9 protein-coding genes are annotated in these 12,893 nt (G+C 41.3%); 6 read left to right on the forward strand and 3 right to left on the reverse strand.

The features are described from left to right. Nucleotides 1-153: 153 nt before the first annotated feature. From FTU00_RS04365 to FTU00_RS04375, 3 genes are all read left to right on the forward strand, one after another. Nucleotides 154-840 (forward strand): carbonic anhydrase, encoded by a 687-nt coding sequence (locus FTU00_RS04365; protein ID WP_180179240.1) that lies wholly within the window; start codon nucleotides 154-156, stop codon nucleotides 838-840. Nucleotides 841-982: 142 nt separating this feature from the next. Then, a complete protein-coding gene (locus FTU00_RS04370; protein WP_180179241.1) occupies nucleotides 983-2,026 on the forward strand; it encodes a molecular chaperone DnaJ in 1,044 nt (347 codons plus the stop codon). Nucleotides 2,027-2,197: 171 nt separating this feature from the next. Beyond that, nucleotides 2,198-2,572: an endonuclease domain-containing protein gene (locus FTU00_RS04375; protein ID WP_180179179.1), complete on the forward strand. Its 375-nt coding sequence runs from the start codon at nucleotides 2,198-2,200 to the stop codon at nucleotides 2,570-2,572. A 102-nt stretch (nucleotides 2,573-2,674) separates the two neighbouring features. On the opposite strand, the gene FTU00_RS04380 is transcribed toward FTU00_RS04375, so the two are convergent. Together FTU00_RS04380 and FTU00_RS04385 are read right to left on the reverse strand one after the other, a co-directional pair. Then, the gene (locus FTU00_RS04380) at nucleotides 2,675-4,786 is read right to left on the reverse strand and encodes an ATP-dependent endonuclease (RefSeq protein ID WP_180179180.1); all 2,112 of its coding nucleotides are present in this window, start codon (nucleotides 4,784-4,786) and stop codon (nucleotides 2,675-2,677) included. A 95-nt stretch (nucleotides 4,787-4,881) separates the two neighbouring features. Continuing rightward, nucleotides 4,882-7,776 (reverse strand): valine--tRNA ligase, encoded by a 2,895-nt coding sequence (locus FTU00_RS04385; RefSeq protein WP_180179181.1) that lies wholly within the window; start codon nucleotides 7,774-7,776, stop codon nucleotides 4,882-4,884. Between the two features lie 175 nt (nucleotides 7,777-7,951). Here FTU00_RS04385 and FTU00_RS04390 point away from each other — a divergent pair, with 175 nt between their 5' ends. The 3 genes from FTU00_RS04390 to FTU00_RS04400 all read left to right on the forward strand — a co-directional run bounded on the left by FTU00_RS04390 (nucleotide 7,952) and on the right by FTU00_RS04400 (nucleotide 10,994). Then, on the forward strand, nucleotides 7,952-8,647 hold the full coding sequence (locus tag FTU00_RS04390; RefSeq protein WP_180179182.1) for a hypothetical protein: 696 nt from the start codon (nucleotides 7,952-7,954) through the stop codon (nucleotides 8,645-8,647). Then, entirely contained in the window at nucleotides 8,647-9,453 is an 807-nt protein-coding gene (locus FTU00_RS04395; RefSeq protein ID WP_159122835.1) for an SDR family oxidoreductase, read from the forward strand. Before FTU00_RS04390 ends, FTU00_RS04395 begins: the two co-directional genes overlap by 1 nt. 266 nt (nucleotides 9,454-9,719) lie before the next feature. Then, complete coding sequence (locus FTU00_RS04400; RefSeq protein ID WP_180179183.1) at nucleotides 9,720-10,994, forward strand: glutaminase; 1,275 nt, start codon at nucleotides 9,720-9,722, stop codon at nucleotides 10,992-10,994. Nucleotides 10,995-11,103: 109 nt separating this feature from the next. On the opposite strand, the gene dhaK is transcribed toward FTU00_RS04400, so the two are convergent. After that, the gene (dhaK, locus tag FTU00_RS04405; protein WP_180179184.1) at nucleotides 11,104-12,834 is read right to left on the reverse strand and encodes a dihydroxyacetone kinase subunit DhaK; all 1,731 of its coding nucleotides are present in this window, start codon (nucleotides 12,832-12,834) and stop codon (nucleotides 11,104-11,106) included. Nucleotides 12,835-12,893: the final 59 nt, after the last annotated feature.

Raw genomic sequence — 12,893 nt, forward strand, 5'->3', positions numbered from 1 at the left:
AAATAACTTGATAATTATAAATTTCTGTATGTTGTGCCCTGAAAAATATAGCGATTAGATCAAGCTAAAAATCTGTTTTTTAAATTAAAAATATTGATTTTGACTTCCAAGAAAGGATGTATTGTGAAAAAGATATTCACGCTTTTAACGGTTATGGGCTTAAGTACAGCGGTATTTGCAGATGCAGACTGGAATTATACTCAGCCTGAACAATGGTCGACTCTAAACCAGAAATATTCAGCCTGCAATGGACTGAATCAGTCACCGATCAATATTGAGCGAACTGTCAAAGCCGAACTGGAACCGCTCAAGTTTAGCTATAACACCATGATTCACGCAATCGAAAATAAAGGTCATACCGTTCAGGTGGACTTTGCTCAAGGCGGAGAATTGCAGCTGGATGGTGAAACTTTTGTACTGAAACAGTTTCATCTGCATAGCCCAAGTGAGAACCTAATTAAAGGCAAGAGCTATCCTCTAGAGATTCATTTTGTCCATGCCAATACTCAAGGTGAACTTGCTGTAGTGGCGATGATGTTTGCGCAGGGTACAGAAAATCCGATGCTTAAACGTATGTGGAATCGCTTGCCGAAAAAGCAAGGTGAAAAAGTCGTCTTGAAAACTCCGCAACCTGTAAATGAGATGTTGCCTAAGAATTTGGATTATTACCGCTTTAGTGGTTCGCTGACGACACCACCATGTTCTGAAGGTGTGCGCTGGTTGATTTTGAAAGAGATCCAACAGGCCTCTGCGACACAGATTTCAGAATTTTCCAAGTTAATGGGTCATCCAAATAACCGTCCGGTACAGCCCTTAAATGGCCGTGTGGTGCTGGAATAACAAAAATCTGGATGAGAAAGCAGACTTAGTTCTGCTTTTTTTAATTCTGATACAAATTTCAATAGCCTAAGGTCAAAAGAACTTTGTGGCGAAAGCTGAACGAATTAATATAGATAAGATTTCCTTGGGTCTTTCTGCTGCCATGCTCTTTGACTTAAAAACCATGATCCAGCCATTCACAGCGCTTTCGCCACAGCAGAAGAAGCTGGATCGTCTGATTGATAAAATCGAACAGCAGAAGCTGGAGTTAAAACAATGGCAACAGGCTGAAGAAGATCTACAGCAATATACGCATAAAACTTTCATGCCGGTCTATCATGAATTGCATGGTGTTCTGTTTAAGCAGCTCGAACAGCTCTGGAAGCACTTGCAGGAAACAGATTTTACCAAGGCCGAGTTGGTAGTACTGGATGAGAAGATTCAATACCTGGCAGATTATCTGCAAGATTCTCAGGCGATGTCAGCGCAAGAAGCCAATAAGGTCAATGAAATCTTCACCTATTATCAGCAACGTGCTGAACATGCTCAATTCAGAAAAAGCCAAAAAAAGACCAATGAACTGGAAAGATTCTTTAAGAATGAAAATGTCCCAGATCCGGCTGATGCTGAGGGATTTGAAGAATGGGCCTCTGATCATTTTCAGCAAATCCGCGAGCGAGCCAAACTAAAACGCCAGCGGGAAAAGCAGGAACAGGCAGCCGCGATGGCAGAGCAGTCAGTGAAATCGGTGTATTTAAAGATTGCTGCGGCGATTCATCCAGATCGTGAAGCGAATGATGTAAAGAAGATTAAAAAGACTGAATTGTTGCAACGTGCCAACGAGGCATATGCAGAACAGGATTTGTTTGCCTTACTGAAAATGCAGCTTCAGATTGAGCAAGATCGAGATCCTTCGCAAAAGAGTTTAAGTGCAGAGCAAGTCAAGCTGTATCAAATGGCTTTGGATGTGCAGAGCCAGAAGTTACAAGAGCAGATTGATGCATTGATCAATCGATTGGTCTGGTCATCAAAAACCAGAATTGCAGTCAAAAAAGCAAAGGGAAAAGTTCAAATTGCTGATCTGTATAAGCAGATTGATGAAGATACTTCTACTATAAAGCAGCAGATTAAAGTAGAAAAAGAACGTTTGATGTATATCAAAAAGGTGAAAGGATTAGAGATGTTTTTAAGGCATGGGATGCTCTAATGTTTTTCTCCCTCTTCCTTTGGGAAAGGGTCGGGGTGAGGGTTATTTTTTAGATTCACCTCTCCCTAACCCTCACTTGCGCTTCGTTTTAAAGCAGTGCTTTAAAACTTGCTCAGAAGAGGGAATTCCATTGTGTATCATATAATAAGAATAATATTAAGAAGAAATAAAATGAAAATAGATCCTCAATTATTAGAATTCGCTAAATCCATGCGCCACTCTGCTACAGATACAGAAAACCTGATGTGGCAATTGCTTCGTGCTAAACGCTTTATGAATCTCAAGTTTCGCCGTCAGCATGTGATTGCTTCCTTTATTGTAGATTTTTACTGTCATGAAATTGGTTTAGTGATTGAGTTGGATGGCAGTCAGCATGGAACGGATGATGTTATTGAATATGATGCTGAACGGACTAAGTTTTTGGAAGCTTTAGGTTTAGCGGTTGTACGGTATTGGAATAATGAAGTGTTGTTAGAAACTGATGCTGTATTAGATGATTTATGGGAAGTGTGTTTAGGGCTTAAAAGTAAAAACACCTCTCCCTAACCCTCTCCTAACAGGAGAGGGAATTTCATTACTAAATCCATGCAAGTATTAATTCAAATGACGCTCCCTCTCCCTTTGGGAGAGGGTCGGGGTGAGGGAAAATTAAGAGAAAATTTTATTCATTATAAGACTCAGTTCACAATGATTATTTTGTTGATACGGAATTTTGGGTAAATAACCGATATGCTCTTTCTCAATAATTTTTAGAGCGTTAAGAGCTTTTGAAGGCTTATCTTCACCTGAAGTTTGATTTGGATAATAAGCTTCAATAGCACCTAAATTTAATACAAAATAACCTAAATCATATAAGCGGTTTATTAGTTGAATTTTTTCTTCTAAACAGAAAGTTTCGGGTAATTTTAAAGCTTCTCTCCTTTTATTATTTGTTTCAAATTCGAAAAGTTCATCAATCTCTTTTAAATCATCATCTGAAACTTCATCTCGGTTTTTAATCTTATTTGCTAGTGCTTTTAAACGTTTATATTTATCTTGCCAAGAAAGCTTCTTTATCTGTTCTGAAATAATTGATCCCTTAATCTTGCTACTGATATTTTTCTCCTCACATATCTGATCTAGTTTTGTTAATAGTTGCTGTCTCAAACTATTTAGTTCAGATGCATTAGAACTAAAATCAAGTTTATCGAACCCGTCTATTAGTATATCTAAATCTAATAGGGTAAAGACTTCAATATCAAAGTGTTTATAGAACTCATAAAATCTTTTAGTGTTCATCTTTCCATTTATTCTAATAATGGGAATATTTGTTTTTTCAAAACAGTAATTTTCATTGATAAATTTTGATAATCCCTTTAGGAAAATTAAATCTGAATCACCTTCTACTAACAATACTTTTTTAGAGAAGAAAGCAGGGGTACTATTTTCATAGCAGATAATTTGGAAAGCATCTTTATAAGAACTATTTTGAACAAAGTTAATTTCTTTGGCTTTTGAACATGGAGGAGTTGAGGAAAAATCTTTATATATTTTAATAAAACAAGTTTCTTTGGCCGTAGCAGAAAAAAAGTTTGGAGAATGTGTTGTGACAAATACTTGGTCTTTGATTGATAGTTTTTCAAGAACATTGTAGAGGATTCTTTGACCATTGGGGTGAAGGTACAACTCAGGCTCTTCAAAGAGGAATATATAATCAGTATTTTGACTATCAGAATTAAGCTTCTCAACATAAGTTCTAAGTATAGAAAATACTAAAGTGCGCTTAACACCATCACCTTTATAATCAATGGTAGTTTTTATGCCATCATCAACTAGAATTTGAGTACTATTAAAAATCTGTCTTACTTCTGGGTTAGGTATTTGCAATTCTAATTTAATCTGAGAAAAACTTTCTTGAAAGACTTGTTGGATATCAGACTCTAGTATTTTTAAGCTATCTAATCGTTCATCTAATAATTGCTCATTCCCTTCATCATCTTTGATGAGCTGACGATTAAGCATTTTATTAAGTTTTTCAAATGAATTTTTTATTTCTAAAAATTCTGGAGACTTCTCAATTTGAGTAAATAAAATTTTGACTAATTTACCAAAACTTGTACTTTCTTTAGTTTTTGTTTCATCCGTGAAATCTTTCACTGCTGGTATATAAATAGGTTCAGGAAACATTGGTGTAACTGTGTTGCTGAAACCTGTTGGTAAATGTTCCCAGTCATAGGCGAATTGATCTGAAGGTAAGTTGAGAATCAACCCTTCTATTTTTTCCTTAGCAGCGGCTTGAGAAGAAATATTACTTACATCATTTTGTGTAAATTGATATGTGTCTTTTAGAAAAGTTTTTAGTTCACCCCCTTTCTTACCTTTAAGCTCACTAGCTATCCAATCTGCTTTATAAATTATATTAATCGGCACTTTTTTATAGCAAAGTAACTCACTCGTACAATCTATTTTGTATTTTCTTCGAAATTTAAGTTCATTGTTTTCAATAATATTTTTAATGCGAGATCTATTTTCCTTATCTAAAATTTTATTTAGATCTGTTTCTGTGACATTTGAAAATGTCACATCTATAAAAATTTCTTTAGATTTTTCATAAAAATCCGATTCTGAGATTTTTGTGCCTTTTAAAAATAAGTTAATTGCTAAAAGACCAGTTGATTTTCCTGCATTGTTCTCTCCTATAATACAGTTCATCTGTGCAGGTGAGAGATCAATCTCTTTTATACCCCTAAAGTTTGCTATATGTATCTTAGAAATTTTCATTAAATTTTATCTTCTTGATTATTTGATAAATAATATATTTTTTAAACAAAAAAAAGTCACCCTGTGGATGACTTTTTTTAAATTTAATTATCGTATTACAGTGCCGCAATCTGCTCCATATTCGCTTTAATCTTTGCTAACTGATCAGCAAATTCAGCAAGTTTCACTTTCTCGCCTTCAACCACAGCAGCAGGTGCTTTTGCCACGAAACCTTCATTCGAAAGTTTGTTGGCAATCTGGTCATGCTGTTTTTGAACCTTGTCTAAGTCTTTTTGCAGACGGCCCAATTCCGCTTTAGGGTCAATGAGGCCCTTCATTGGAACGAATACAGACACGTGACCAACCACAGAAGAAGAAGACAATGGAGGTTGCTCACTGTCGCCTAAGAAGGTGATGCTTTCAACTTTCGCCAATGCTTTGAACAGTGCTTCAATACGAGTGATCTGTGCTTTTTCAGCTTCAGTTGTATTCTGAAGAAGAACTGGTAATAAGCGAGCATTACCTAAGCCCATTTCACCACGGATGTTACGTACCGCACCGATCAGACCTTGCAGCCATTGCATATCTGCTTCAGCTTGTTCGTTGATCTTCGCTTCGTCAGCAACAGGGTACTGAGCCAGCATGATGGTTTCGCCAGAGATTCCCAGTTTAGGTGCAAGCGTTTGCCAGATTTCTTCAGTCAGGTAAGGCATGATTGGGTGAGCAAGACGTAAAGACGCTTCCATCACAGCCAATAACACACGACGAACTTCAGCTTTACGCTCTTCAGATACGTTTTCATCGTTTAGAACCGGTTTAGTCAGCTCGACATACCAGTCACAGTATTCATTCCAGATGAACTCGTAGATCGCTTGCGCAGCCAGGTCTAAACGGTAAGTCGCGAATGCTTGCTGAACTGCTTGTTCCGCTTTTTGCAGACGGCTCACGATCCATTGTTCAGGCAATTCCCAAAGATCAGGACGTGCAGTTTGACCAACGGTTTGACCTTCCACGTTCATCATCACGAAACGAGTACCGTTCCAGATTTTGTTGGCGAAGTTACGGTAACCTTCCACACGTTTCATGTCGAATTTGATGTCACGGCCAGTATTGGCAAGCGCACAGAATGTGAAACGAACTGCATCCGTACCGTAAGCCTGAATACCTTCAGGGAATTCTTTACGGGTCGATTTTTCAATCTTCGCAGCCTGTTTAGGGTTCATCAGACCGAAAGTACGTTTTTGTACCAAGGTTTCCAGATCAACACCATCAATCAGGTCTAATGGGTCAAGCACGTTACCTTTAGACTTAGACATCTTCTGACCTTCGCCATCACGTACCAGACCGTGTACATACACAGTTTTGAATGGTACTTGTGGTGTGCCATCTTCATTTTTCATGAAGTGCATGGTCATCATGATCATACGGGCAACCCAGAAGAAAATGATGTCGAAACCAGTGACAAGAACATCAGTCGGGTGGAAAGTATTCAAGAAATAGTTTTCTTTATCTTTCGCTTCGTCGCCAGTCCAGCCTAAAGTTGAGAATGTCCACAAACCAGAAGAGAACCAGGTATCCAGTACATCTTCGTCCTGTTTCAATTCAACTTCAGGTGCAATACCGTGTTTCGCACGAACTTCTTCTTCATTGCGACCGACAAATACATTACCTTCAGCATCGTACCAAGCCGGAATACGGTGACCCCACCACAATTGACGCGAGATACACCAGTCCTGAATGTTATTCATCCATGACATGTACATGTTGCTGTACTGCTCAGGAACGAACTTGATACGGCCATCTTTAACCGCTTCAATTGCAGGTTCAGCCAGTGGCGCAATTTTTACATACCATTGGTCTGTCAGTAATGGCTCAACGATCACACCTGAGCGGTCACCGCGAGGTGGTTTTAGTGTGTAAGGCTGGATTTGGTCTAACCAGCCTTCAGCTTCTGCTTGCTCAACCAGTTTTTTACGTGCTTCAAAACGCTCTAAACCAATGTAGTCTGCAGGCGCAGGGATGGTTTTAGAAATCTGTTCGCCCGCTTTCGCGATGTATTCAAACTCAGCCAGAACTTCGGCATTTTTGTTGAAGATGTTGATCAGTGCCAGACCACAGCGTTTACCCACTTCATAGTCATTGAAGTCGTGCGCAGGCGTAATTTTCACACAGCCTGTACCGAATTCTTTTTCTACATATTCGTCAGCAACAATGGCAACGGTACGACCAGTAATTGGCAATACGATATTTTTACCAACAAGATGTGCATAACGCTCATCTTCAGGGTTGACCGCAACCGCAGTATCACCGAGCAAGGTTTCAGGACGAGTGGTTGCAACGACAATATGGTCTTTGCCATCTTGAGTGCGAAGCGATTTATCTTCAAAGAAATATTTGAAGTGCCACAATGAGCTTTGTTCTTCTTTATCAGATTCTACTTCAAGGTCAGACAGGGCGGTTTGCAGTTTAGGGTCCCAGTTCACCAGACGTTTGCCGCGGTAAATCAGGCCTTCTTCATGCAGTTTCACGAATACTTCTTTAACAGCGTTGGATAAACCTTCATCCATGGTGAAGCGTTCACGTGACCAGTCTACTGAAGAACCCAAACGACGGATTTGACGGGTAATGTTACCGCCAGACTGTTCTTTCCATTCCCAGACTTTTTCGATGAACTTCTCACGCCCCAAATCATGACGACTTACGCCTTGAGCACCTAACTGACGCTCAACAACCATCTGGGTTGCGATCCCCGCATGGTCAGTACCTGGCTGCCATAAGGTATTTTTGCCTGACATACGGTTATAACGAGTCAAGGCATCCATGATGGCATTGTTAAAACCATGACCCATGTGCAAGCTACCAGTGACGTTTGGCGGCGGAATCATGATACAGAATGATTCACCTTTTTGAGACGGCTTGAAGTAACCGCGCTCTTCCCAGGTTTGGTACCATTTTTTCTCGATCTCGGTCGGATCGTAGGTCGTAGCAATATTTTGCGCTGAATCAGTCATAGTCTAAACAGATCAAAAGTGGATAAAAAATTGCATCTATTGTAGCAAAAAAATCAAGGCATGCGGCAGCTTAACCAAAAGCAAACTTTCGCCAATTGGCAGTTGCCTGAACTCAACGTATGATAGATTGATAAAAACGCGACTCATCGCAGACGATTAAAAAAAGGATAACAAGATGAGCTATAGCATTTCTCTCAAGATTCACCCCGATACCCATCAACGGTTTAAAGACCTGCATTCCCGATTTAATGCCGGCGAGCAGGAAAGTCTGGCCAAACTGCTCGGTGAAAATCTGGCTGATATTGCCTGTGAGATTATTGACCAGATTTTTGGTCGTGTCGTGCAACTCTCTAGCTCCCCAGATCAGGAATCCGAAAAAGTCATTCAACAGATTTTAGAAACGACTCGCAAATATATGCCATGGTCGGTTTCTTTCTTTGGTAATGATCGGCTGATTCCTATGGTGAACTATCTGTATAAGATGACCCATGAAAATGAAAATGGATACTTTGTTCGCTATCCGGTAGAACGCATGCTGATCACGGAACTGCTGGGCTGCGTGGAGCAAATGAAAGGTGGCAATAACCAGTATGTCTCACCGGCACTGAAAGCTTTTATTCAGGTGGTGGATCAGGGTGTGACGCATCTGGTGCGTGAACCAAAAAAGATGCTGAAATTTAATGTGGTGGTGGATAAAACATTGAATGGTGTGATTCACCTGACCACACAACTGGGTTATAAACGTTTTGATAAACTCGGTAGCCTCTATGATGCGGATACCATGAGTTATTATTTTGAGCAGTTGCTGGCATTTCTGGAAGATGAAATGCCGCCAGGAACACATTCATATAAAGAGGGTGACAAAATTTAATGGCAAAACTAGAAAATTTACAGGGAAAAGTAGTCTGGATTACCGGAGCATCTTCAGGAATTGGTAAGGCACTGGCTGAAGAATGTGCTGCCCAAGGTGCACAGATAGTATTGACTGCACGACGTTTGGAAGAACTGGAAAAAGTCCGTTCAGGACTGGTGAATCCTGATCAACACATCTCAGTCGTGGCCGATATTACTGATGAAAGTCAGGTACGCACGGCTTATGAACAGGTGCTGAGTGAGAAAGGCCGCATTGATTGGCTAATCAATAATGCCGGACTCAGCCAGCGTGCCCTGATTCAGGAAACCACCATGCAGACTGAACGCGCCATTATGGAAGTCGATTATTTCTCTCAGGTGTTTTTCACCAAAACAGTTTTACCGACATTTTTAAAACAGAAATCTGGCCGGATTGCTTTTATTTCCAGTGTGGCCGGCCTGCTTGGAACTCAATATCGGGCGTCTTATTCAGCAGCCAAAGGCGCGATTCATATGTGGGCGAATAGCCTGCGCGCTGAAATGGCAGATCAGGGTATTCAGGTATCCGTGATTTTTCCGGGCTTTATTAAAACTAATGTGTCTTTTAATGCCTTAAATGGGGAAGGCAAACCTCAGGCCAAGCAGGATGAAGCGATTGAAAATGGCCTGGAACCGGCTGATTTTGCCCGTCAGACTGTAGAAGCGTTGAAACGTGGTGAAGAATATATCGTGGTGGGGGGCTCTAAAGAAAAACTGGGTGTTCTAGTGTCACGTCTATCGCCAAAAGTATTGTATAAGATGATTCGCAAAACTAAGGTGAAATAATCTGTTTGCAAGATCAAGCTGGTTGTCATCGGTTACAGGTTTATTGCTCGATAGAAATAGACCTGTAATCTGAAAATAGTATGCTCATCTTTATAATTTATCTATTTTAAGCTTCCTGATCTTGTCCAATGAATTCATTTATTTCCTCTATCTCTTTTGTCCATATCCCATTTTCACAACATAAAACTGCATAAAAGTAGCAAAACCGTCTTCAGTATTCAGTTTTAATAAAAATGATATAAAAGATTGAGATGGGAGCATTTGCCATGAAAACACCGGTACCGGATTACTTGAATCATGTGCTTTCTGCTTGCCATGATAATAAAAAAGGCGCGCTGGCAGATTACATTCCTGAACTTGCTGCGGTTGATCCTGACAAGCTCGGACTTGCACTATCGACAGTAGATGGAACCCTCTATTCTGCCGGGGATGATGATGTTGAATTTACCATGCAGTCGCTTTCCAAGCCTTTTGCCTATGCGCTAGCAATCAAGGAACTAGGGCTAAAACAGGTACTGGAAAAAGTGGGTGTAGAACCTTCGGGAGAGGCCTTTAACCAGATTTCGTTGGAAAAAGAACGCAATATTCCAAAAAACCCGATGATTAATTCTGGTGCGATTACCACGCATTCTCTGATTCCTGCCAAGAAAACAGTATCACGTGCTGAACAGTTACGCCGTTTTTTAAGTGGACTGGCTGGACGTGAATTGTCCTTTGATGAGCAGGTGTATAACTCTGAGATTAAAACAGCTTTTCGGAATATGTCGATTGGCTACATGTTACGTACTGTTGGGGTGCTGGACGAAGATCCTAAAGAAATCGTGCATGGCTATATCAAGCAGTGTGCGATTAAGGTCACCGTCAAAGATCTAGCCGTGATCACCAGTATATTGGCCAATGGTGGTGTGCATCCCAAGACGGGTAAGCGCATGCTGGATCGGGCCTTAGTCCGGCAATTGCTCAGTGTCATGCTGACCTGCGGTATGTACGATGCTGCTGGGGACTGGCTGACCACAGTGGGTATTCCTGCCAAGAGCGGCGTGGCAGGTGGCATTATTGGAGTACTGCCAGGGCAAGTGGGGATTGCGGTCTTTTCACCGAAAATCGATGAGCATGGTAATAGTGTACGTGGGGTCAGAATCTTTGAAAATCTGTCGCACGATATGGGGCTGCACCTTATGGAAGGTACGCCGTCAGCACAGACCATTCTGCAAAGCCGTTATACGGTGGGTAAAAAGAATAACGTCGTGGTTTATGAACTGCGTGGAGTGCTGCAATTTACTGAGTCTGAAATGCTGCTACGCATTTTGCAGGATGAACCTGAAGGTAAAAGTACCATTATCCTCGATTTGACTAATCTCACTTTGATGCATGATGTTGGTGCCCGGATGCTGTTTGAAGGAGTGGATCGTTTAAAGCAGGATGGGCATAAAGTATTGGTTATAGACTCAGAAGGTCTGCTGGATAAGGACCAGTTGAAGGGTAGAAAAAGGGTGGTGGTGACGGAGGAGTTGGAGAAGTTTTTGGAGAGATTTAAATAAAGGAATGGAGTCCCCCTTTTACAAAGGGGGACTCCATATGGATCAAATAACAATATTAAATTCGCGTGGTTCCTCTGTTTTCTAAAGGAAGGTTAGGAGGGATTTTTAATTATTTAATATGCTCAGCAATATCAGTAAAGATCACACCTAAACCATGTGCGCCAGCATCTGGATAACCCAGACTACGATCACCTACAGTCCCGGCACGGCCCATACGCGCTACGATCTCTTTAGTTGATTCCGCACCTTGAACTGCTGCTTGAGCACCTAGAGAAAAGTTTTCTTTAAAGGTCTTGTCAGTATTCGCTGACCAAGAATCTGCACATGGAACCAGAGCATCAATCAGGGTTTTGTCACCAACCACGGCACCACGACCAAATGAACGCTCACCAGTCGTTTGAATGCCTTTTACCGCTGCTTGCAGCATTTCGGCAAAATCCGCCACAGTTAATGTGGTTTTGCCTTTAATGGATTTACTTGCTGCACGGAAAGCAGAACCCCAGATTGGACCAGATGCACCGCCACAATGCTCCATGATAATCATGGAACTATTCAGCAGGAATTCATCCATATGCTGTGCTTGAATCAGGCTTTGCCATTCACGTTTCAGCTGTTTAAAACCTTTAGCTACACTCATGCCAAAATCACCGTCGCCTGCATGGGCATCCAGCTCGCAGAATGGCACTTCATTTTTGATGATGCAGGCCGCCATCACATCGACCACATAGCGCATGTTTTCAATCTTGAACTGTTCATTTTGAATTTCAGCATGTTCAGGCTGAGTTTCGACTTCCGTATTTATTACATCTTCTGCTGCGGCATTTTTTGTTGAGAAGATTAAAGGTTGTGCTGCTGAACCATCCATTTTAAGAGCGGGCGTGTTCGCCTCTGCATCTAAATAACCTTTTAGTTCATCATCCACAGCTAGCAATGACACCGAAGCACCGTTCATGTCGATACTGGTCATATAGTTGCCGACAAAAGTACGATAAATCTTGATGCCTTTGCGCGCCAAATGTTCGCACACATCATTATTGAACACATACAATTCTTGCAGTGGCGTTGTACCAAAGCCATTTACCAGAACAGCCACTTCAGTCAGGTCAGGACGATCCAGGAACAGGTCATCGACAATACGTTGCGCCAGTTCTTTAGACGGCAGGATTTTTTCACGACGGATGCCCGGTTCACCGTGGATGCCGACGCCGTATTCCATTTCATCATCAGCTAAAGTGAACGTTGGTGTGCCTTTGGCGGGGACGGTACAAGAGGTATAGGCAAAACCAAGGCTAATCACATTGTCCGCAGCTTTTTGTGCAAGTTCTTTAACACGTGCCAGCTCATAACCTTTAGATGCAGCAGCACCGGCAATTTTATGGACGAAGACCGTACCGGCAACGCCACGACGGCCAACTGTATATAGACTGTCTTTTACTGCTATGTCATCCGCTACTTTCACGTAATCAACCTTGATGCCATCTTCAGTGGCTAAGGCTGCGCCATTCTGGAAATTCATCATATCGCCAGAATAGTTTTTAATAATCATTAGGACGCCTTTGTCAGTCGCGACTTGCTGCAAGGCTTTATAGACCTGAATTTGTGAAGGAGAGGCGAACACGTCACCACATACGGCAGCATCAAGCATGCCTAGACCGACAAAACCGGCATGGGCAGGTTCATGACCGCTACCACCCCCACTGATCAGGGCGACATTTTGGTGTTTTTCTTTTCTAGAAATGATTTTATAAGATTCATTAAATGCCAGTTCTGGATGTGCCAGGACAAAGCCTTTGCACATTTCGACAACGATGTTTTCAGCACCGTTCATGAGTTTCTTCATTGGAACACCAATAGTCATTGATTTGGGAGATAAATTTATTGGTCTATTATTCATGAAAG

This window comes from Acinetobacter sp. YH12041, from assembly GCF_013419975.1.
In the GTDB taxonomy this organism is placed as follows: domain Bacteria; phylum Pseudomonadota; class Gammaproteobacteria; order Pseudomonadales; family Moraxellaceae; genus Acinetobacter.

Excerpts from the sequence above, each read along its gene's own strand:
- FTU00_RS04365 (WP_180179240.1), top strand. The coding sequence starts at position 154 with ATGGGCTTAAGTACAGCGGTATTTGCAGATGCAGACTGGAATTATACT.
- FTU00_RS04370 (WP_180179241.1), top strand. The coding sequence starts at position 983 with ATGCTCTTTGACTTAAAAACCATGATCCAGCCATTCACAGCGCTTTCG.
- FTU00_RS04375 (WP_180179179.1), top strand. The coding sequence starts at position 2,198 with ATGAAAATAGATCCTCAATTATTAGAATTCGCTAAATCCATGCGCCAC.
- FTU00_RS04380 (WP_180179180.1), bottom strand. The coding sequence starts at position 4,786 with ATGAAAATTTCTAAGATACATATAGCAAACTTTAGGGGTATAAAAGAG.
- FTU00_RS04385 (WP_180179181.1), bottom strand. The coding sequence starts at position 7,776 with ATGACTGATTCAGCGCAAAATATTGCTACGACCTACGATCCGACCGAG.
- FTU00_RS04390 (WP_180179182.1), top strand. The coding sequence starts at position 7,952 with ATGAGCTATAGCATTTCTCTCAAGATTCACCCCGATACCCATCAACGG.
- FTU00_RS04395 (WP_159122835.1), top strand. The coding sequence starts at position 8,647 with ATGGCAAAACTAGAAAATTTACAGGGAAAAGTAGTCTGGATTACCGGA.
- FTU00_RS04400 (WP_180179183.1), top strand. The coding sequence starts at position 9,720 with ATGAAAACACCGGTACCGGATTACTTGAATCATGTGCTTTCTGCTTGC.
- dhaK (WP_180179184.1), bottom strand. The coding sequence starts at position 12,834 with ATGAAGAAACTCATGAACGGTGCTGAAAACATCGTTGTCGAAATGTGC.